The following is a 20,932-nucleotide window of genomic DNA, read 5'->3' as shown; positions in this document are numbered from 1 at the left end:
TGTAGATGATCTACAAAAAAATTTTTGAAAGGGGTAAGGCAAATGGCTAAAAACTCCATGTTTGATCTGGATGTTCAAGTAACGTCGGTGAAAGAAGAGGCAAGTGCACAATTGGCTCAGAGCAGATTGATTTGTACTCCTGGTTCTTGTGATGGAGATCGTTGTTGGCTTACTACATTCAAAGGTTGTCCTACTTACGGTCCAAAATGTGATATTTAGAACATCAATGGGCATTAATTACAATTAGTATGAAGTGCATCCCTAATAATAGACATTGGTCCTGTTTAGGCAACCGATGAATTATAAGGGGTGCATTTTTAATAGGTTTGGCAGGGGAGAAGCTCAGTACAATGGCGTACTGCAAATAGGCGTGCCTGCTAGCCAAATTAATCGTTCACAGCGATTAGGGATCTAGAGCACACGCCTTATGGGAGAAATTAAAGAGCTGTTTACATGGGATCAAGCATCCTTAACTATTGATGAACGTGCTTGTTACACTCCAGCACCATGCACATCACTGGATACATAATAATAGTAGCTAATGGCCGTGCATAGGACGGACAAGGTCAGTAAGGTTCCAAATCCGCGGATCATAAGCGGGCTTTCCAGCGGGCTATCAATAATAAAAGTGACGAAGGAATAAGGGTTATAGACCGAGTATTTCAGCGGCGTGGCGGCAATCATCAGAATGACCGAAGAAGTGACTCCCGCAATTCCTACGATGATTCCGGCGATGATCTGGCGGCTGAGCACTCCTGCAACAATAGCGATCGGAAGCAGAAGAAATTGCAGTCCTATAATCTTCAACAGCTCCAGAACTTTCCCGACAAATAAATCTTGGGTCAAAGGCGCTTTTGTAAATAAGAAGCCCATTCCCAGGTTAATGAGGAAGATCACTATGATGGTCGTGGCGATTAGCAGGAACAGAATGCCCAGTTTACCGAAGAAGAAGGAAGCGCGATGTCGGGGATACAAATAAATGGAGTTAACCGTTCCTTCTTGGTACTCTCTGGCAAACAGGAAACTGGCCAGCATGGCAAACACAGGAGGTCCCACTAACATATTAATTAAGGATTGGCTGAATACTAAGAATCCGCTCCATTTCGGTGGGGAATTTAGCACAAACAGTGAACCCAAACCGAGAAACAGCGAGATGAGAGAAGGAATGGCAATCAAGGCCGCAATAATCCATAAGATTGAAGCCCGTCTGCATTTCAAGAGTTCGGTATATAGAACGGTTGTCATTGGACTACCTCCGCTTATTTTCTAGCTATATAGATTGAACTAAAGTTTTATATTGAACTTTCTATGATCACGGCCTAATACGGCCCTATAACATTCATTTCTTTAGTTCATTCTATATACCACTGTGAATATCCGACTGTGTATAACTGTAAAGGGTAATCGACAGGCTGAGTGCAAAAAAAACGAACAGGGTGATCAAGCCTCTCCATAGGATCTCATCAGCGATCGCGTTGCCTGCCGTTAATTGACTAACCATGTAGGCAGGGAAGTAATAAGGGTTAAGTGAAGAGTATTTGGGTGGCACGCTTGTAAGGACGGTCATGATGGAAGCGGCCACGCCTCCTGCGCCTACAATCACACTGGAGTAGCTGTTTTTTAACAAAATAGCCGGCACGAGGGCAATAAAGCATAAGGCGTAATGCCATATCGCAATAAAAAGTAGATTGATTGCATGGATACTTAGCGTCTCACCGGTTAGCTGTTCTTGGGTCAGGAATAGCCCCACAATTCCTACAAGCACATAGGATAAGAACAAGCTGCATAGAATGATAGGTCCCAACAAGAGAACTTTTGTGAAGTAGATTTTCGATCTTGAGTAGGGGGAGATGAAGATATAATTGACCGTGTTCTCCTGATATTCACGCGCAAAGATGAAGCCAGCGATCTGGGCAAAGCAGGCGGGTGCCAGCAGTAAATTGACCAGGAATTCATGGGTAGCCCAAATGTCAAACCAACCTACATTTTGCCCGTTGCTGAAGATCCCTAGGCTAATAACAGTCTGCAGGAGCAGCGGTAACAGAATGAAAATAGATAAGACTGCGGCAACCGGAGAACGTCTGAGCTTGGTGATTTCTGTATAGAGAAGATTAGACACCAGCATTCCCTCCTGTAAGCTGGAGGAAATACTCTTCCAGGTTCCCTTTATTGAGCAGCAGCTCCGCGATATCGACCCCATGTTCAACCAGCGTCCGGTTAATGAGCATAGCCTCATCCATACGTTCATAAATTCTGATTTTCCCCAGCTCTGTGATTATAAAATCCGCTATACCCAGATGCTCTTGTAGAATAAATGCAGCCTGCTGGTCATTCGAGACCGTGACCTCCAAAAAGTGCCGGTTCTTTTGCCGCAGCTGCTCCATATCCAATTCCTCCAGAAGCTGCCCTTGATGTATAATGCCAATTCGGGTGGCGAGCTGTTCAATCTCACTAAGAATATGGCTGGATACTAGAATGGTAATATCACGGCGCTTGGCCAAATCAAGCAGGAGATACCGAATGTCTTTGATCCCCTGAGGGTCCAGACCGTTGGTGGGTTCATCAAGGATCAGGAAGTCAGGCTGATGGAGCAGGGCACGGGCTAGTCCAAGCCGCTGTTTCATGCCCAGTGAGAATTTGCCAACTTTCCGGTTTCGCACATCCAGCAAACCTACAAGCTCTAGCGCCTCTTCAATGGAAGACTTTGCGGACATTCCCATCAGTCTTCGGTGGATATCCAAATTTTCATAAGCTGTAAGGTTCTTATATGAACCGGGCGTCTCAATGATGGCGCCGACTCTTTCAAAAGCCCTAAAACTGTTCTTAGTGACTCTCTCTCCGAACATTTCGACCTCTCCCGAGGTGGGCTTCACGAGACCCAGCATCATGCGGATGGCCGTTGTTTTTCCGGCTCCATTCTGTCCGAGAAAACCATAAATTTCACCCTTGTGGATCGACATATTGATCCGGTTGACCGCTACATGCTGATCATAAACCTTAGTTAGATTATTAGTCTTTAGAATAGGCTCCATATCGCCACTCCTTTCTTGTCTAAGATTGTAATTCCAAGATCTTACATAATCCTTACGGATGAGCGGGAAGGGTGAGGCGGAAGGACGTTTTCTCGTACGGGATACTCGTAGCGGTCAGGGAGCCATGCTGCTTCTCGGCCAGCCTCTTAGCAATGGTTAGGCCGAGACCGTTTCCTTGCACATGATGTCCTCTGGATCGCTGGCCTGTGTAGAATCGGTTGAAAATATAAGGCAAATCCGATGGCGCAATCCCTTTTCCACGGTCCCACACCTCAACAACGACCTCATGCGCAGACTCCCGGATTTCCACACCTAGCAGCCCGCCTTCTGCTCCGTAGCGATACGCATTGGTCATCAAATTAAGCAGAATCCGCTCTGTTCCAAGCGCATTACCGTAGACAAACACCGGGTGACCGGGAAGGTTCAGCACCGGCTCAATCTGACTGAGCTCTATAGGTTGATGCAGGGATAGAAGGACCTCCTGAACAACAGCAACAATGTCAAAGGAAGCGAGATCCAGCGGGGACTGTGTGGAATCAAGCTTTGCAAAGTAAAAAAAGTCATTGATCTGTGTAATTAATTTCATGGCCTTAGCATGGATTACATTTAAATAGGAATGCGTGTCTTTAGGAGATAAGCTGGCCGCCTTTCGCTGAATTACCTCTACGTATCCTAACAACGAAGTTAACGGGGTTCTTAAGTCATGGGAGAGATGCATTAGCATCTGGTTTCGTTCCTCCTCTAAAAAGAGGGAGCGTTCCCCTAGCTGTTTATGATGTTCCAAGAATTGATTAAGCTCATCGGCCAGATGATGCAGAAGCTGCATAGAGGATTGAACACGCAGACGCTGATGGTCATTGGCTGTTCGGATGCGGGACAGCGTATGGGTTATTTTGCGGATTTGCCCAAGCAGGTGTCTCTGCCTGACGATCAGCCCTCCAAGCAGCAGAGTTGCTGCCGAGGCATATATGAATAGGAGCATCACCATGACGCGATCTCCGGATCAAGTTTGCCCATTCTGTAGCCGATCCCCCAAATCGTCTGAATATAGACAGGATGAGAAGGGTCCTCTTCAATTTTGCTGCGTAGTCTTCGAATATGAACCATGACCGTATTGTCATCCGAAGTATAGTCATCGTGCCATACCGCTGCGAAAATTTGAGACTTGCTGTATATTCGCTTAGGCGAGCGCATCAACAGCTCCAAAATGGCGAATTCCTTGGCGGTTAAAGGAATGGTCTGATTCCGGACCGTGGCTTCGCACGTATGGCAGTTGAGCATCAGGTCACCATGAATCAGCACCGAGGCGTCTTCCGGGGTCTGCTCGTTCAGCTTCAGGTATCGTCTAAGCTGGGCATTGACCCTCGCTATGAATTCGCCCATATGATAGGGCTTGGTGAGATAATCGTCTGCACCGAGATTAAGCCCATGTATGGTATCAAGCTCCGAGTCCCGGGCGGTCAAGATCAGAACAGGAATATTCATATGTTCCCGAATCCATTGCAGTACATCCCAGCCGTCCATATCAGGAAGCATGATGTCAAGGATGACCAAATGATAAACTTGATTCTGTAAGGCTTCGCAAGCCGTATGCCCGTCATATACCGCATCTACCTTATAGTTCTCTTCACAGAGTGTATCCACGATCAGCTGACTGATCTCCAGATCGTCTTCCACCGTTAAAATATAGGGCTGCATCACATCATCAACTCCAGAATGATCAATATATTAAAATTTGCTACATATCTACTATATTATAAAATTATACCATACCGCTCTACTTCATTAGGGCGGCAGGATCTGTGTACATACCGATTCCATCCAAGGATCAAATTCCACTATAAAAAATATAGTAAATTACTATTGACTTTTAGCTTGATCAATCATAAAATGAAATTAACAAATATCTTTAATTTAAGATTCTTTGATCTAAGATATATAATATCGGAATAATCCTAAGAATGGAGTGAATGAGAATGACAAAGAAAACAGCAGGAATTCACCATATTACGGCGATTGTTGGTCATCCGCAGGAAAATGTAGATTTTTACGCCGGCGTGTTGGGGCTGAGACTGGTCAAGCAAACGGTCAATTTTGACGATCCAGGGACGTACCATTTTTATTTCGGGAATGAAGGCGGGAAGCCGGGAACCATTATAACTTTCTTCCCCTGGGCGAATGCTTATCAAGGCAAGATTGGCGCAGGCCAGGTCGGCGTAACCTCTTATGTAGTGCCCGCTGGCGCTATGGAGTTCTGGAAAGACAGACTTCATAAATTCAAAGTGCCTTTTACCGAGTTAGAGCGGTTTGGGGAGCACTATCTGGAATTTGACGATCCACATGGGCTTCACCTGGAGCTTGTTGAGAGAGAAGAAGGCGAAAGGAACACATGGACGTTTGGAGAGGTAACTTCTGGGGTGGCGATCAAGGGCTTTGGCGGCGCTACACTGCTGTCCGCACAGCCTGAGAGAACCGCTGAACTCCTGGAGAAGGTTATGGGACTGGACTATGTCGGTCAAGAAGGGGATATCGCCCGGTACCGGTCCACTGCTGAAATTGGAAATATCATCGACCTGAAATTAACGGCGGTAGCACGCGGAGATATGGGAGTTGGAACGGTTCATCATATTGCCTGGCGGGCAGCCGATGATCAGGATCACTTGGAATGGCAAGACTATATTTCTGCGAGTGGCTATGGAGTAACTCCGGTCAGGGACCGTAATTACTTTAATGCGATTTACTTCCGGGAACACGGGGAGATCCTGTTCGAGATTGCGACAGATCCTCCAGGATTCGCTCAGGATGAATCCGCTGAAACGATGGGAAGCCATCTCATGCTTCCGGCACAGTATGAGCCGCACCGGGAACAGCTTGAACGTGTATTGCTTCCATTTGAGGTAAGGGAGTTAGATTGAATCATTCCAAGAAGGGACTGATGTGCTGTGATAACCATAGATCCGGCTAGCCAGACGGAGAGAGACAACTATAAGCTTCTAATCGGAAGCATTATTCCAAGACCTATTGCGTTTGTGACAACACGATCTGAGGACGGAGTTCTTAACGGTGCGCCTTTCAGCTATTTCAATATTGTCTCATCCAATCCGCCAATGATCTCTTTATCGATTCAGCACGCTGGAGACAAGCGGAAGGATACGGCAAGAAATATATTGACGGCACAAGAATTCGTGGTTCATATTGTGGACCAGCATAATGTGGAAAAGGTGAATCAAACTGCGGCTAATCTCCCTCCAGAACAAAGTGAAGTTACACTAGCTGGACTCACTCCAGTGGATAGTGTGAACATATCCGTCCAAGGGGTTCAAGAAGCCCAAGTCCGAATGGAATGTACGCTAGAGCGGCACATGGACTTTCCCGGCTGTGATTTGATCATTGGCAGAGTCGTACAGTTCCATATAAATGAAGAGATTTATCATGAAGGACGAATTGATCCTTATAAACTGGCTGCGGTCAGCCGATTGGCTGGCAATGACTATGCAGCCGTTGGGGAGATATTTACTATTGAGAGGCCCCGTTAAGGAATAGTCTAGAAATCAATTTGAGAAGAAAAGTGCCGGAGTGTGAATGTAGTGAATAATGAAGCGATGCTATCCTTGAAGCTCTTTGTGGTGTTGTCCAAAGCATACAAGACGATGATGGAACGGGCGACGAAGGATATGAAGCAGCACGGGCTTTCCCCGTCGGAATTTATGATCCTGGAAGTGATTTACTCGAAACGTAAGGTTCCGCTGCAGCAGATTGGCGATAAAATTCTGATTACGAGCGGAAGCATTACTTATAATATTGATAAATTAGAAAAAAAGGGCCTATTAAGACGGGTCCCCAGCGCTGAGGACCGCAGAATAACCTATGCGGAAATTACGAAGGAAGGGGACGATCTCTTCGATCGTATCTTCCCGCAGCATGCCGATGTGATCCATGGCATGATGAATACACTCACCACAGATGAGAAGCTTAATACGATTGAATTGATCAAGAAATTAGGCAAAGGCGTTGAAGAGTAGAAGCTTAGAAAAGCAGAAGGTTAGAAAAGCAGGGGGAAGTAGGAAAGGTTCGTCCGAAGTCTTTGCATTAAGATAATTAAATTAAAAATACTACTTGGTTAGAAGGAGTGAATAGTCATGACTTTACAAACAGCTGGAATTCATCATATTACAGCTTTTGCCGGTAATCCGCAGAAAAATGTTGATTTCTATGCAGGGATTTTGGGGCTTCGACTGGTGAAGCGAACGATTAATTTCGATGCTCCGGAGGTCTATCATTTGTACTTTGGCGACCAGTCTGGCGATCCGGGCACCATCATTACATTTTTTCCTTCATCCGGGAACCGGAGAGGGCGAATCGGCGGCGGGCAAGTTGGGATCACCACTTATGTGGTGCCGGTGGGTGCGCTTGGCTTCTGGGAAGAACGGTTAAAACAGTTTGGCATTTCAGTAACCAAGACCACTCGCTTCTCTGAAGACTACTTGCAATTCGCTGATAACGATGGTCTGCGCCTGGAGATTGTCGAACGGGAAGAAGGCTCAAATAGTGAATGGTCCTTCGGCGGGGTCCCTGCCGATAAGGCGATAAAGGGCTTTGGCGGAGCCGTGCTCTATAGTGTCCATGCAAGCAAGACGATGGACGCGCTGGAGAACATTCTCGGCTTGACGAAGGTCGGCGAAGATGCGGGATATGCACGCTTTAAGGCATCCGGCAATATCGGCAATATCATTGATGTGCGGATGGGAGATATGCCGTGGGGAGCCGGCGGTGCAGGCACGGTGCATCATATTGCTTGGCGGGCTAAAGACTACGAGGAGCATGCCCTCTGGCAGGAGATGGTATCCTCGTCCGGCTATCAGCCAACCCAAATTATCGACCGTCAATACTTCAACGCCGTTTATTTCCGTGAGGGTGGAGGCATTCTCTTTGAAATTGCTACCGATCCTCCGGGATTTGCAGTCGATGAGCCGGCAGAAGCGATGGGGGAGAAGCTCATGCTTCCATCCTGGTACGAGCCGCAGCGGGTCGAAATTGAAGCTAATCTGGAACCGATTCAGGTTCGTGAACTGGAGGCGAAGAAGTTATGAAGCATATTTTTGAAAAAGGACAGGATCTGAATGCACCGACCCTTGTGTTGTTCCACGGGACGGGGGGGACAGAGAGGGATTTGCTTGGATTAGGCAGACTGATCTCTCGAGGCTCGTCTTTACTAGGCGTAAGAGGGAATGTCTTGGAGAACGGGATGCCGCGATTTTTCCGCCGCTTGGCCGAGGGTGTCTTCGATGAGGAAGACTTGGTGTATCGTACCAAGGAGATTTACGATTTCCTGGGGCAGGCAGCTGCTGATTATGAGCTGGATCGGGAGAAGCTTGTAGCGGTTGGATACTCTAACGGGGCAAATATTATCGGCAGTCTGCTGTTTCATTATCAGGATGCATTTCGCGGGGCGATTCTCCATCATCCGATGGTTCCAATCCGGGGCCTACAGCTTCCCGATCTGTCCGGTATTCCCATCTTCATCGGGGCCGGGAAGAATGATCCGCTTTGCGCGCCGAGCGAAACGGAAGAATTACAGAAGCTGCTGGAGGATGCGGGCGCTAAGGTGACGGTGCACTGGGAGAGCTTTGGGCATCAGCTTACGCAGTCGGAAGCGCAGGCAGCGGCCCGTTGGTATCAAGAGAACTTCGTTCAAGTGGATTGATTCAGGAACGAACAAGAAGCAAGGGTGACAGCATCTTCATGCCGTCGCCCTGTCTCTTTTTTATAAGGTAAAACACGTATTAGAGCCTTCTATATTCCGGCAATTTCAGTGATTTCAGTGATACATGTGATTTCAGTGATTCCCATAACGTCATAGGGGCAAGGGAGCTACTCTTCTAGTACAGCCGAAAGGATATGCTCCTTGATCAGTGTCCAGCGATCCCGGGGATTCATCATGAATTCGGAGGCAATGGCGATGACGAGGTCTTTGTCCGGAATGCAGCAGATGATATTTCCGCCATCGCCTAGGGCTGAGAAGGCTGATACGCCTTCCTCTTCCATAAGCCACCACAAATAACCATATCTATGAGGAGTCATTGTTGTAGATTCAAGGACCCATGCCTCCGGAATCACTTGATGCTGTTGCCAGCGCCCGCGATTTAAATAAAGGAGCCCAAAACGCGCCATATCCCGGGGAGTGAGTGTAAGTCCCCAGCCTCCGGTGGAATTTCCAGCCGGGTCCTTAACCCAGCCCTGTACACGCGTTCCGAACAAATCCTCAAACCCATAGGAAGCCATCGGATGATCCGGGATTTCTCTCATACCGGTGGGCTTGAATAAATGCTCATTGGCAAATTCACGGGCACTTCGGCCTGTGCTGCGGCTGAGTATAACGGATAGCAGGTGCGCTCCTGCGGTAGAGTACTTGAACGCTCCGATGTCCCCCTGTTGACCCAGCATATCCAGGGTGTACTTCACCCAGTCAGGTGCCATGCACAGCTTGTCCAGCGGCTCGCGCCAATCCTCGAATGAATAGGGGGCTGTCATCGTAAGAAGATGGCGGATCGTAATTTCCCGTACCTTGGGATTAGCCGCATTTGGAATGTACTCCGGAAAAAAATCCAGCACTTTCTGGTCCGGATGATGGATATATCCTGCATGTATAGCTATGCCTATGAGGGCGGACAGGATGCTCTTCGTAACAGACGCGACATGTTTGGGGTCGTCGGGTCCCCAGCCGTGATGATAACTCTCGTAAGCAAGATTGCCGTATCTTGCGATAACGATCCCGCTGATATTGCTATATTCAGATGCGATCAGAGACTCAAGCTCGGATAGCTTAGCAGAGTCCAGATTTAAGTCTGCCGGGTCTGCGGCTTTCCACTGTGCAGTGGGCCAATAGTTTTTGGGCATAATGTGCTTCTCTCCCTTATATGAGATGTGTCTACCTCTATCTTTTCTTGACCGGAAAATAAACCTCTGTCACCAGATCCTCAGGCACCGCCGCCTGGTTGGGATCGGTTATATACACTTCATAAGGCGGGCTCACCAGGGTATAGCCTTCCTGTTCTATCCATTCCTTAAGCTTGGCATAGACCGAGGTCAGCTCAGGATAGGCTCCCTTTAATACAGACCGGGCGCAAAGGCAGCCAGGCAAGTCCCGGGTTCCCTTGACCTCCTCTTTGATCGGGATCGCAAACTCGGTATCATTCCCGGCAGGATCGTACTCTGAGCTGTGATAGATGGTCATGGGAGGGCCCAGCAGGGTGAGATTCTCCTTAGCGATTCTCTCATATAGTTTGCCGATGTGTTGTCCATATCCCGCCGCATAGTCATCCTTATTCAGCAATAGGCGCGCAGAGAGAATATTCATAGCCCTACTCTGGACAAGCTGTACTTCAATCTGCTCCAGATAGGCCATCAAAGGAATGCCCATCTCTAGATTTACAATGTCATGATTCATCTGCTTCAGGGTGTACTGCAAACCATCCAGCTTTTCTTGAATGTCTCTCCGTTTGCGGTGAAGGGCAGAGGCTAGCTGCTCTTCGGACGAATTCTCTTCCGATTCCAGCAGAGCTTTAATTTCTTCGAGAGAGAAATGATACGATTTCAGACGATTGATAAAGAGCATTTTCTTGAGTTGGCGGATGGAATAATACCGATATCCGTTCTCCGGATTAATTTCGTCTGGATGAATCAATCCCATCTCGTCATAATAGCGAAGGGTCTTTGTAGAGACCTTGCAGATTTTTGAAAATTCTCCAATCGACAGCAAGGGGTCACCTCCATGATTTATTTTGATCCTGGTAGGGGCATGCGCATGCTTGAAGTATCGATACGTTATTCTTCTATTCTTGTATACACCTTATCCTAAGGGCAAAGTCAACTGCAAAGGGACAGAGTAGAGCAGTGAGCCTCTGATTTGCCCAAAATGAACAACAAACAAACAAACAGCCAGCCCCCGGGGGGATATCCCCGGTGACTGGCTGTTACTTCTGCATGTGATAACTTGATCTAAGCTTCGACGGCCTGCAGGCGGAACGTCAGGCTGGCGAAATCGCCCTGCAGGTCGGAGACGACAAGCCCGATGCGCATCAGCTGATCGCCCATGAAGGACTGTCCGCCGAACGCTTCCCGGAAAGCAGACGCGTCATCCGCAGAACCTTTTGCGCCGGATGCTGCTGCCGCAGCCGAGACTCCGGCCTCCAGCTTGTATCTCTTGTTCGGATCGAGGCCCTTCAGCGTAAGGCGCCGGATCGGCCCATTCGGCTCGGCCAGTACGCGGAAGAAAGCGACAAACGCTTCGGACTGATCTTCGCTGACAAACATCCAGGCGGTATCTCCGCGCCCTTCGAACGGGCTGAGGAGTCTGTACATCTCGCCCTGCTGCACAAGCGAACGGATCTCCTTGTACTGGGCAACTTGTCTGGCCGCAAGCGTCTTCTCCTCCTGGGAGAGTGAACTAAGGTCCAGCTCATAGCCGAAGTTCCCGCTCATTGCAACATCTCCGCGGAGGGCAAAGGAGGTCATCCGGTGAACCTGATGGTTCGGCACGGCTGACACATGTGCCCCCATTGTGCTGGCCGGATAGACAATGCTCGTTCCGTATTGGATGGCCAGTCTCTCGATGGCATCGGTATCATCGCTGGTCCAGGTCTGCGGCATATAGTACAGCATCCCGGGATCGAATCTCCCGCCCCCCCCGGAGCAGCTTTCGAACAGGATGTCCGGGAAGCTTGTGGTCAGGCGCTCCAGCAAATCGTATAGCCCGAGCATGTAGCGGTGGGCTGTTTCTTTCTGCCGATCGCTTGGTGCCTGCGCCGAGGCAATCTCCGTCATGTTGCGGTTCATATCCCACTTCACATAAGTGATGGGTGCGGAAGCGAATACCTTGCTCAAGGTATCGTATAGATAATCGCACACTTCTTCTCGCGAGAGGTCAAGGATCAGCTGGGAACGCGCTTCGGTCCGGCGGCGGCCCGGCGCGTGCAGACACCAGTCCGGATGCTGGCGATACAGCTCGCTGTCCGGGGATACCATCTCGGGCTCAACCCATAGCCCGAACTGCAGGCCTTGCTCGTTCACCCGCTTGGCCAGTCCGCTTAGGCCTTCCGGCAGCTTACGCTCATGCTCGAACCAATCGCCGAGGGAGGAGTCGTCATTGTCCCGCTTGCCGAACCAGCCGTCATCGAGGACGAAGAGCTCAATGCCGAGGGGACGGGCTTCTTGGGCTAGAGCTTCAATTTTGTCGGCATCGAAATTGAAATAGGTGGCCTCCCAATTATTGATCAGAATCGGCCGTACCTGGTCGCGGTGCTTGCCGCGGCACAGCCGCTGGCGGTACAGGCGGTGATAGGTGCGTGACATGCCGCCGATTCCCTCCCCGGAATAGACCATGATGACTTCGGGAGTCTGGAACGACTGGCCCGGCTCAAGCTTCCATGAGAAGTCGGAAGGGTTTATGCCGATGCTGACCCGGGTCTGGTTGAACTGTTCAACCTCGGCTTGGGCGGCAAAGTTGCCGCTGTACACCAGGCTGAACCCGTATACATCGCCATGATCCTCTGTTGCTTCCGGACGGAGCAGGGCGAGGAAGGGGTTCATCTGATGGCTGCTGGAACCCCGGCGGCTTTCCAGGCGCAGGGCGCCTGGAGCCAAGTCTCTGCGCTGAATATGGCGCTCGCGTGCCCAAGCCCCAGAGAGGTACAGCGCCTGATAGCGGGAGTCACTCAAATCCACGGACGCGCTCATCGCCTGCTCAAGCCGGATGATAGCGCTTCCCTCTTGTTCAAAAAAAGCAGACCGGGCAATGGCGCTATGTTCTGCAAATACGGTGTACAGTAGGGTTACCTTGAGGCCGGAATACTCATCCTTAAGGTACAGATACAGCGTTGCGGCTTCTTTCTCCGACTCGGTATATACGGCGGGGAGTCCTGTCAGCTTAGGCTTGCCGGGTGCGATGCGGTAGCCGCTGTATTTGAGCTCCGTAATCCGGCTGCCGTCGTCAAGCTGAGCCTGGTATGCAGGCTGCCGGAAATCGCTGGTCCCGTATTGGGGGTATTCTTGGGGTAGCGTGTCCAGCGATAGCGGACGGTTCGCAGGCACCGGATTCGGGGAGAACGAGCAGCGTTCCCGCAGCTCCAGAATATGCGCCAGACCGGCGTCATGGTTCAGCTGTGCCCCCCAGTATAGGTGGGCAGGGTAGCCTTCTACTACTTGAAAAATATAGCTTGAGTCCTTGGACTGCAGGTGGAATAAGCCGAGCGCTTCGTCTACATGGATTTTCATAATATCACTCCCATAGGTCATAGATAATGATTGCGTGGATGACTTGGATGCATGTAATCATGCTGCCGCAGCTTCTGACTTAAAGCGGTCAGCGGCGGCTTGGAGCCGTGCTTTCCCGGACGATCAGCTTCGTCCCAATGACGCTGTGAGCAGGGGCTTCCCGCCCTCCAAGCCGCTCAGCCAGCAGCTGAACAGCGGCCTTGCCCATCTGCTCGGGATAAGCCCGGATCGTTGTGAGCGGAGGCTGCAGGAAGGCTGCCATCTCAATGTCGTCAAAGCCGACGACGGCCATCTCTTCGGGCACCTTGACTCCTTGGCCGTGCAGCGCACGCAGGACACCGACGGCGAGGGGATCGCTGGCAGCGAAGATGGCTGTCGGCCTCTCGGGCTCTGCAAGCAGCTCGTTCATCATACGGTAGCCATCGGCACTGTTCCAGGCGCCTAAACGAACGAGCTCCGGGGTATACAGACCCCGTTCCTGCATGAATTTCTTGAAATAATGCGCCCGTCTCTCTCCAGTGCTCTCGCCGCCGATGAAGGCAATTTTACGGTGGCCCAGCTCCAGCAGATGTCCGAGCGCCTGCTCGACAGCTTGCCGAAAGTGGAGTTTTACCGTATCGAACTCGAGCAGTTCCTCATAAAGGTCCACAAAGACGATCGTTCCTGTGTTCGTATAGGGCTGGATGATCTCTTTGGGATCTACCCCTCCGACAACGATAAGTCCGTCGGTGTTCTGCAGCTGGGTGATGGAAGAACGGCCCCGCAGGGTCTGGCCGAGCGTCAGTCCAAGCTCCTCACAGCGCACCTCAATGCCGCGCCGAATGGAAGCGTAGTAGGGGTCGTCCCGCTCCTCCTCCATAGAACACCACAGCAGCAGAGAGACCGTCTTTCCGGCCCGTTCCGTGTTCTGCTTGAGCTGTCTTAGACGGGCAGGCTTGTACTGAAGTCGCTCGGCAATTGAAAATATGCTGCTTCTCGTCTCCGCGCTAACCGACAGAGATAAGTCGTTGTTGAGAACTCTGGACACCGTTGCAGCGGATACTCCAGCCTCCCGGGCAATGTCCTTGATCGTTGCCACAGCGCTCACACCTTTGTTTAGTTAATAAATTTACTAAATTTCAGCCTTATCCTAGCACATCTTTCTCGCTCTTTCAATACATCTGTCAAAAAGCAAGAAAAACCCGGTTTTGTGAAGAAATTGACCGGATTATTAAATGTTCTTGGCGCCCGGCTTAGGCTTAAAATAACGGGGAATTCACGAATCGCCATATGCCTCAAGGTGAATGAGGGAGGTGTCATTGGCTTTATTGAAACCGCATTCATGTACATTGTCATGGAAAAGAGTTCTGTAAAGGGAAGGTGAATTATGTTAAGCCAAACGCAAAAGTTACTTCGCGGCCTGTTGTCCGCCGTCTTGATTTTACCCCTATTCGCTGTTGGCCCGGTCGATACCTCGTCTGCTGCCGCCCCGGCCAAACCGGTTCCAGCCAGCGGGAAAATTCAGCTGGAGCATCTGGACCGCGGCCTGGTTGCTGCGGTGACGAAGGAGGGGGTATTTCTGAGCTGGCGCTTGCTGGCCCATGAAGTTTCGGGGTACAGCAAGAACGGTCTGACTGGCGCGAACTTCCATGTGTACCGCGATGGAAAGAAGATTGCCACCGTGACGGACAGCACAAATTACTTAGATCCAGCCGGATCGGCATCCTCTACGTATGAGGTAGCTGCTGTTATCGGCGGCAAGGAGGTTGACCGTAATCCGGCCATTCGCTGGGAAGACAGCCATTATGATCTGCCGCTGAAGAAGCCAGCCGACGGCGTGACGCCGGCAGGAGAGACCTACACGTACTCTGCCAATGATGTTAGCGTGGGGGACGTAGATGGCGACGGAAGATACGAGTTTTTTGTGAAATGGTACCCCTCAAACGCTAAGGACGTCTCTCAGGTCGGTTATACCGGCAATACCTATATCGACTGTTATACGCTAGAGAGGACGCTGCTCTATCGGATCGATCTCGGGTTGAACGTTCGCTCCGGTGCTCATTATACTCAGTTCATGGTGTACGACTTTGACGGAGACGGTAAAGCCGAACTGATGCTCCAGACGGCTCCGGGAAGCAAAGTAATTCATTATGATAAGAATGGGCGCCAGACCTCGGAACGCTATCTCTCCATCCTGCCCGAAGACTGGAAGGCTGGCTACCGGGTGACCGACGATTACCGGATGAGCAAGGCGGATTATTTCGAACACATGGTTCAGCTGTTCATGAACTGGCAGCAGCATGAGGAGGTTGTAAGCGGGAAGTGGCCGGCCACACTGGAGGAATGCTTCGGCATCAAGCGGCAGTACACTTATCCGCTCTCCCGAACGGATGCCAAGAAGCTGGTTGACTATTTCATGGACACCTATGCGCCGCAGCGGAGTGAACGCAACAAGCTGCGCGACTTCGAGGGTTTTATCCTGGAGGGACCGGAGTACCTCAGCATATTTGAGGGAGCCACAGGTAAGGAGCTGGATAAAGTCCCGTATAAACCCCAGCGGCATGACGACGGATTGATGTGGGGCGATTACGCGATGGCCCGGATCGAGCCGGGGAACCGGGTGGACCGCTTCCTTGCTACCGTAGCTTATCTTGACGGACAGCATCCTTATGCCGTATTCGCCAGAGGATATTATACCCGTTCCACGCTTGCATCCTATAGGTGGGACGGCAGCAAGCTGAGCGAGCATTGGTATGTTGATTCCGGATGGACTCCCATGACCAATCCGTTCAATGATGGCCCGCATGGCCGGGATGGCACTGATCCGGTGTTCGGCAAGCTGACGACACAGGGGGCGCATTCCCTCTCTTCGGCTGATGTGGATGGGGATGGCAAGCAAGAAATTGTGTACGGCTCCGCCACCATCGATCATGATGGCACGCTGCTGTACAGCTCCATGGATGTAATGCCGCCTGAGAGTGCGGTTCCCGGCACCGTGGCCCGGCTGGGACATGGGGATGCGATGCACGTCACCGATATCGATCCGGATCGGCCGGGCCTTGAAATCTTCATGGTGCATGAAGGTGGACCGTATGCCCCTTACGGATATTCGATGCGAGATGCAGCTACGGGCGAGCTGATCTTCGGAGGTTACACCGGTAAGGACACCGGCCGCGGCATGGTCGGGGACATTGATCCGACCCGGCGGGGGCTTGAGGCTTGGGCGGTAGGTACCTGGACCGCAGACGGGAAGTGGATTTCAGATGATATGCCGGGTACGAATATGAATATCAAGTGGTCTGCAGATATGACGACTCAGATTGTAAACGGCAATCTGGATCAGACCCCAGTCATAGAGGCATGGGGGAAAGGAGTGCTGCTTACCGCTGAGGGAACACGTGCGAACAACGGAACCAAGGGCAATCCAGGCCTCGTTGCGGATATATTAGGTGATTGGCGCGAGGAGCTTGTCCTGCGGACCACGGACAGCAAGGCGCTGCGCATCTATCTGAGCACAGAGATCACAAGCCGGAAGCTGTACACGCTGATGCATGATCCACAGTACCGGGCAGAGGTCGCCCGCCAGAATACGACCTATAACCAGCCTTCATACACCAGCTTCTATTTTGCATCAGACACCGATTTCGCGGAAGTTCCCGTCCCTGATTACCAGGCGCCGGGCATGCTGCCAGCCGCTTACCGCATGCTGGATGCATATGCAGAGGGCGGCGAGCTGACCAGTTCGCTGCGCGCGCAGTTAGGGAATTCGCTGAAGCAGGCGGAGCACCATCTGAATAAAGGCTCCAAGGAACAAGCGCTTAAATTCTTGAATAAATTCCTGGCACAATTGGATAGCAGCAAGCCGGGCAGCCTCTCAGACCAAGCCCGGAAGAATCTCTCTTATCACATCAGTACGTTCATTCGCATGTGGGTATAGCCTTACAACTAAAAGGCGGCAGTTCTCGGCAGAGGTTCGGGAGCGGCCGCTTTTGGGTAGGGTTCAATTTTGCCGTCAGGAATTGGAGTGCTGCTGATTGACTGATCGACAAACCCTGCAAATGTTCAGGTGAGCACAGTTATATGTACCAGAAGCGGTTTATTGTACCCGCGTTAACAACGCCTTTATGAAGCCTGAAGGATGCTCCCGAGCAGCATCCTTACTCACAATAGATCCAGCTTGCTCCGGTATCCCTTCGGCGAGACGCCTTCGATCTTCTTAAATACTTTGCTGAAGTATTTCACATCCTGAAAGCCTACCATCTCGGAGATTTGTGAGATACTCAGCCGGGGGTTCTGCATGAGCAGCTTGGATCTCTGAATTCGGAACTCCGCTAAGTACTCGGAGAAATTAATGCCCAGCTCCTGCTTGAATTTGCGGGATATATACTCGCGGCTGACGAAGAATTTGCCGGCAACCTCCTGAAGCGAGAGCTCGGAAGAGTAGTGCTGCTCGATATATTTTACGATGTTGTTAATAATAGTCCGTTCCTGAACTCTTCGGGCTAGGAGCTCTCTTGATAGCTGCTGCATGAGCCGGGTCCCCCAGTCACGCCAGGAATACATGGAGAAGGAATAGCCCGAGGCAGATGGAACCGGGGATGTGTGATCGGCCTGCTCCAGCTCGCCAAGAACCGCTTCAAAGCCCTCTCCTAAGTGATCGCGGGCCATTTTAGCCCGGAACGAGAGACAATCAGCACGCCACGCCCTGAGCATTTCCGGAGTCACCACACCGCCTCTGTTCCACGCATCAATCCAGCGCTGGGCAGCGGCCTCCATTAGCTCCGGCTTACCGCTGAGCACAGCGATCTTCCATTCCTCCTGCACATCAGCAAATTCCATCCGGTGCTCAGCTATGCTGTGGATATGCTGGTCCTCGTGAGCGGCAAAATGCGCATAAGTCTCTTGATCGAGCAGGTTTCGCCGGGATAAGGCTCCGGCCGCCTCGGCATATTGTCTGGATGCCTGCTTGGGGAAAGCCCCCAGGCTGCTGATTCCGAAATGCACGCGGCATTGCAGCGTACGGAACATGCCCTGATTCAGATTGTCGATCCAGGAGGAGATAGCAGTATGCTGATCCCAGAATAGGATGGCGATCTCGGAGGCAGCCCCCCAGTAGCGGAAGGCCAGACCCCGCTTCGGCAGGCTCAGGAAGTCATTGCAGATATTAATCATGGCAAAGCGCAGCAGCTCACTATCCCCGCCAAACCGGGTCAAGAGCGGACCATGCCCCAGGTCCAGTTGGAGCAGAATCAGACGGGTGGCATTCACCTGGCGGGGGACAACCCCTTCGTCACAAAGACGGCGATAGGAGGCTTCGGCATTCAGCGGGTCGTCAATAAGGGCGGACAGAAGCTTCTCGCCATAGACAGGCTTGAACTCGTTCAGGCGAATGGACTGCAGCTGTCTTGCCGCTCGCTCCTGCTCCTCGGCGCGCCAGGCAGCAGCGGCTTTGGCCATCGCTGCATTGATGACTTCAGCTTCAATCGGCTTGAGAATGTAGTCGATGCCCCCGTGCTGAACGGCATGCCGTACAAACTCGAAATCATTATGTCCGCTGACCACGATAAATTTGATACTCCCTGCATATTCGTTCACCCATTTCATCAGCTCCAGGCCATTGCCGTCATCCATCATGATATCCATGATGACAATGGCGGGCTTGTCCTCGCATATCAGCTGAATGGCCTCGCTGCCGCTTGCGGCCTCCACAATCTCATCCATCTGATGAGCCTCCCAGTCTACGAGCAGTCGAATCGCTTTGCGCACACGCGCTTCATCATCCACAATTAAGGTCTTCATTCGCTTCACGCTCCGTTTGTATTTCGAATTCCAATCGAACACTTACACCGTTTGGACTTATGGGTATTACCGTTAGCGAGGCATCATCACCGCAGATCAGCCTCAGCCGGGCAAGCACATTGGACAGGCCGATCCCGCTGCCGGGATTGACCTCCAGGCGATTCTCCTCATGCAGCTCGCTCACTTGAAGGCCGTCCGGACGCTCCAGCTCACGCTGCAGCCGGGCAAGAGACTCTGCGGATATCGAGCGGCCATTGTTCTGAATTACAATCTCAATCCGTTGCGCACTTTGCTTGCGGGCCTTGATCTCAATCCAGCTGCCCGGGTCAGCAAGCCGAAATCCATGCTTGAAGTAATTCTCGACAATGGGCTGCAGCACCATCTTGGGCAGCTTCGCATCCATCACGGCTTCTTCCGCATCGTACCGGAAGCTGAATTTGTTCTCAAAGCGCTCCTTCTGCAGCTCGATATAGGCCTTCACATGCTCCAGCTCATCGCGCAGCGTGACGACCTTCTCGTCATTGCGCATGCTGTAGCGCATCATTTTGGCGAGGGCGGAGAGCAAGGAGTAAATCTGGGGAACCTTGAGCTCCAGAGCCAGAGTCCCGATGATCTGCAGCGCATTGTTCAGAAAATGGGGGTTGACCTGAGCCTGCAGCGCCCGCAGCTCATGCGTCCTGCTGGTAAGTTCGAGCTTATATTCTCTTAAAATGAGATTGTTAATAGTATCCATCATGCTGCGGAACCGCTCAGTCACAAATCCAACCTCATCCTTGCCTGAGGGGCGGATGTCGATCTCTAGGTTTCCCGTCTGCACCTGAGTCATATAGCGGGCAAGCTGCTTGATCGGAGCGGTAATGCGAAAGGAGATGAACACGATCACGCTGATCATGGTAATCAGCAGCAGTGCCAGCAGCAGGAGGTTAATGCGAACCGACTCCTTCGCTTCATGGAACAACACAGAGACAGGGATCTCTTTGACCAGCGTCCAATTCAGGTCGGCGTTATCGGTAATGCGCTGATAGACGAAGACGGATTTGTCCTGCTCGAAAAAGCCCTGAGCGGCACTCGCTGCGGTAAGCTGGGACGGATACCAGCTGCTTTGCAGCCTGGTGCCGGTCAACTCGGGAGCACTCGCATAGATCATATTGCCGCTGCTGTCCAGCAGATAGATTTTTTCCCGCAGGTGGTCATATAACTGGTCCATGATACTGCTTAAGGCAGACAATTTGACGTCAATGGACAGGTAACCGAGCGAGCGGGTAGAGGGAACCTGTTCGATACGGCGATGAAGGGTAAATACCGGCTTGACCGTCGTCTGTGGATTCGGTGCTGTAAGCCCGTAATTATGACTGGGATGAGTGCTTTGGATAGAGAGGGAGCGATCTTGGGCGGGCACGGAATCGGGGAAAGGCTTCAGGGACTGCCAGCGTTTGGGCGTATTCTGGGTAACGAGTGTCGCCTTGTTGTCTTTTACACTGTATAAATAGACTTGAAATATATCGGGCATAGATTTGGCGATGTAGTTAAGCTGGGTGTAGATTTGAATATTAGCCGATATATTGTCATACCCGGCCCCAATCATACGGTAGAAATCCGAGTCGGAATAGACCGTTAAGGAGAACCGGTTAATCTCCTGAATGAGGCTGCTGATATTCCGGTTCCCTTGAAACAATAGATTCTTATTCTCATCTACAGCCCTTGTCCGGAGGGTCTGTGTCGTATAGGAGTAACTGATGACCATCGTGGCAGCCACGCAGAGAATGGTAGGCAGCACCAGGAATAGTGTGAGTTTTGTTCGAATACTGTTCCATCTTGTCAAATCATGTCACTCCCGATCAATATATTAC

The 20,932-nt window shown here is 51.2% G+C and carries 18 protein-coding genes; 7 read left to right on the top strand and 11 right to left on the bottom strand.

The window, feature by feature from the left end; genetic code table 11:
* Positions 1-42: 42 nt before the first annotated feature.
* Entirely contained in the window at positions 43-219 is a 177-nt protein-coding gene (locus DCC85_RS23755; protein ID WP_108466984.1) for a gallidermin family lantibiotic, read from the top strand.
* A gap of 273 nt (positions 220-492) precedes the next feature.
* Here DCC85_RS23755 and DCC85_RS19055 read toward each other — a convergent pair whose 3' ends face one another.
* The 5 genes from DCC85_RS19055 to DCC85_RS19035 form a co-directional block, all read right to left on the bottom strand.
* A complete protein-coding gene (locus tag DCC85_RS19055; protein WP_108466983.1) occupies positions 493-1,245 on the bottom strand; it encodes an ABC transporter permease in 753 nt (250 codons plus the stop codon).
* A gap of 112 nt (positions 1,246-1,357) precedes the next feature.
* A complete protein-coding gene (locus tag DCC85_RS19050; RefSeq protein WP_159081928.1) occupies positions 1,358-2,119 on the bottom strand; it encodes an ABC transporter permease in 762 nt (253 codons plus the stop codon).
* Entirely contained in the window at positions 2,112-3,032 is a 921-nt protein-coding gene (locus tag DCC85_RS19045; protein WP_108466981.1) for an ABC transporter ATP-binding protein, read from the bottom strand. The genes DCC85_RS19050 and DCC85_RS19045 overlap by 8 nt, the downstream gene beginning before the upstream one ends.
* A gap of 52 nt (positions 3,033-3,084) precedes the next feature.
* Positions 3,085-4,020 (bottom strand): sensor histidine kinase, encoded by a 936-nt coding sequence (locus DCC85_RS19040; RefSeq protein ID WP_108466980.1) that lies wholly within the window; start codon positions 4,018-4,020, stop codon positions 3,085-3,087.
* Positions 4,014-4,730 (bottom strand): response regulator transcription factor, encoded by a 717-nt coding sequence (locus tag DCC85_RS19035; protein WP_108466979.1) that lies wholly within the window; start codon positions 4,728-4,730, stop codon positions 4,014-4,016. The genes DCC85_RS19040 and DCC85_RS19035 overlap by 7 nt, the downstream gene beginning before the upstream one ends.
* A 278-nt stretch (positions 4,731-5,008) precedes the next feature.
* Between DCC85_RS19035 and DCC85_RS19030 the strand changes: the two genes are divergently transcribed.
* The 5 genes from DCC85_RS19030 to DCC85_RS19010 all read left to right on the top strand — a co-directional run bounded on the left by DCC85_RS19030 (position 5,009) and on the right by DCC85_RS19010 (position 8,736).
* A complete protein-coding gene (locus tag DCC85_RS19030; RefSeq protein ID WP_108466978.1) occupies positions 5,009-5,947 on the top strand; it encodes a ring-cleaving dioxygenase in 939 nt (312 codons plus the stop codon).
* A 27-nt stretch (positions 5,948-5,974) separates the two neighbouring features.
* Positions 5,975-6,568, top strand: coding sequence for a flavin reductase family protein (locus DCC85_RS19025; protein WP_108466977.1), 594 nt, complete (start codon positions 5,975-5,977; stop codon positions 6,566-6,568).
* Between the two features lie 66 nt (positions 6,569-6,634).
* Positions 6,635-7,054 (top strand): MarR family winged helix-turn-helix transcriptional regulator, encoded by a 420-nt coding sequence (locus tag DCC85_RS19020; protein WP_108467966.1) that lies wholly within the window; start codon positions 6,635-6,637, stop codon positions 7,052-7,054.
* A gap of 117 nt (positions 7,055-7,171) precedes the next feature.
* Complete coding sequence (locus DCC85_RS19015) at positions 7,172-8,122, top strand: ring-cleaving dioxygenase (RefSeq protein WP_108466976.1); 951 nt, start codon at positions 7,172-7,174, stop codon at positions 8,120-8,122.
* Positions 8,119-8,736: an alpha/beta hydrolase gene (locus DCC85_RS19010; RefSeq protein WP_108466975.1), complete on the top strand. Its 618-nt coding sequence runs from the start codon at positions 8,119-8,121 to the stop codon at positions 8,734-8,736. Before DCC85_RS19015 ends, DCC85_RS19010 begins: the two co-directional genes overlap by 4 nt.
* 167 nt (positions 8,737-8,903) lie before the next feature.
* Here DCC85_RS19010 and DCC85_RS19005 read toward each other — a convergent pair whose 3' ends face one another.
* The 4 genes from DCC85_RS19005 to DCC85_RS18990 form a co-directional block, all read right to left on the bottom strand.
* Positions 8,904-9,929 carry a serine hydrolase domain-containing protein gene (locus DCC85_RS19005; protein ID WP_108466974.1) on the bottom strand — a complete coding sequence of 342 codons (1,026 nt, stop codon included), beginning with the start codon at positions 9,927-9,929 and terminating at the stop codon, positions 8,904-8,906.
* 37 nt (positions 9,930-9,966) lie between these two features.
* Positions 9,967-10,791, bottom strand: coding sequence for a MerR family transcriptional regulator (locus tag DCC85_RS19000; protein WP_108466973.1), 825 nt, complete (start codon positions 10,789-10,791; stop codon positions 9,967-9,969).
* A gap of 239 nt (positions 10,792-11,030) precedes the next feature.
* Positions 11,031-13,304: an alpha-galactosidase gene (locus DCC85_RS18995; protein ID WP_108466972.1), complete on the bottom strand. Its 2,274-nt coding sequence runs from the start codon at positions 13,302-13,304 to the stop codon at positions 11,031-11,033.
* 88 nt (positions 13,305-13,392) lie between these two features.
* Positions 13,393-14,382 (bottom strand): LacI family DNA-binding transcriptional regulator, encoded by a 990-nt coding sequence (locus tag DCC85_RS18990; RefSeq protein WP_108466971.1) that lies wholly within the window; start codon positions 14,380-14,382, stop codon positions 13,393-13,395.
* A 288-nt stretch (positions 14,383-14,670) separates the two neighbouring features.
* Here DCC85_RS18990 and DCC85_RS18985 point away from each other — a divergent pair, with 288 nt between their 5' ends.
* Positions 14,671-17,220 carry a rhamnogalacturonan lyase gene (locus DCC85_RS18985; RefSeq protein ID WP_108466970.1) on the top strand — a complete coding sequence of 850 codons (2,550 nt, stop codon included), beginning with the start codon at positions 14,671-14,673 and terminating at the stop codon, positions 17,218-17,220.
* A 224-nt stretch (positions 17,221-17,444) separates the two neighbouring features.
* Here DCC85_RS18985 and DCC85_RS18980 read toward each other — a convergent pair whose 3' ends face one another.
* Both DCC85_RS18980 and DCC85_RS18975 read right to left on the bottom strand, forming a co-directional pair.
* Positions 17,445-19,082 (bottom strand): response regulator, encoded by a 1,638-nt coding sequence (locus DCC85_RS18980; protein WP_108466969.1) that lies wholly within the window; start codon positions 19,080-19,082, stop codon positions 17,445-17,447.
* Positions 19,060-20,904, bottom strand: coding sequence for a cache domain-containing sensor histidine kinase (locus DCC85_RS18975; RefSeq protein WP_234414240.1), 1,845 nt, complete (start codon positions 20,902-20,904; stop codon positions 19,060-19,062). Before DCC85_RS18975 ends, DCC85_RS18980 begins: the two co-directional genes overlap by 23 nt.
* Positions 20,905-20,932 lie beyond the last annotated feature (28 nt).

This window comes from Paenibacillus sp. CAA11 (assembly GCF_003060825.1).
In the GTDB taxonomy this organism is placed as follows: domain Bacteria; phylum Bacillota; class Bacilli; order Paenibacillales; family Paenibacillaceae; genus Fontibacillus.
The sequence above is the reverse complement of the archived record's forward strand: the minus strand, read 5'-3'. Positions and strand labels throughout refer to the sequence as shown.

Coding starts and splice junctions, on each gene's coding strand:
- DCC85_RS19035 (WP_108466979.1), bottom strand. CDS start 4,730: ATGCAGCCCTATATTTTAACGGTGGAAGACGATCTGGAGATCAGTCAG.
- DCC85_RS19005 (WP_108466974.1), bottom strand. CDS start 9,929: ATGCCCAAAAACTATTGGCCCACTGCACAGTGGAAAGCCGCAGACCCG.
- DCC85_RS19015 (WP_108466976.1), top strand. CDS start 7,172: ATGACTTTACAAACAGCTGGAATTCATCATATTACAGCTTTTGCCGGT.
- DCC85_RS19055 (WP_108466983.1), bottom strand. CDS start 1,245: ATGACAACCGTTCTATATACCGAACTCTTGAAATGCAGACGGGCTTCA.
- DCC85_RS18980 (WP_108466969.1), bottom strand. CDS start 19,082: ATGAAGACCTTAATTGTGGATGATGAAGCGCGTGTGCGCAAAGCGATT.
- DCC85_RS19020 (WP_108467966.1), top strand. CDS start 6,635: ATGCTATCCTTGAAGCTCTTTGTGGTGTTGTCCAAAGCATACAAGACG.
- DCC85_RS19040 (WP_108466980.1), bottom strand. CDS start 4,020: ATGGTGATGCTCCTATTCATATATGCCTCGGCAGCAACTCTGCTGCTT.
- DCC85_RS19030 (WP_108466978.1), top strand. CDS start 5,009: ATGACAAAGAAAACAGCAGGAATTCACCATATTACGGCGATTGTTGGT.
- DCC85_RS18995 (WP_108466972.1), bottom strand. CDS start 13,304: ATGAAAATCCATGTAGACGAAGCGCTCGGCTTATTCCACCTGCAGTCC.
- DCC85_RS18985 (WP_108466970.1), top strand. CDS start 14,671: ATGTTAAGCCAAACGCAAAAGTTACTTCGCGGCCTGTTGTCCGCCGTC.
- DCC85_RS19010 (WP_108466975.1), top strand. CDS start 8,119: ATGAAGCATATTTTTGAAAAAGGACAGGATCTGAATGCACCGACCCTT.
- DCC85_RS19045 (WP_108466981.1), bottom strand. CDS start 3,032: ATGGAGCCTATTCTAAAGACTAATAATCTAACTAAGGTTTATGATCAG.
- DCC85_RS23755 (WP_108466984.1), top strand. CDS start 43: ATGGCTAAAAACTCCATGTTTGATCTGGATGTTCAAGTAACGTCGGTG.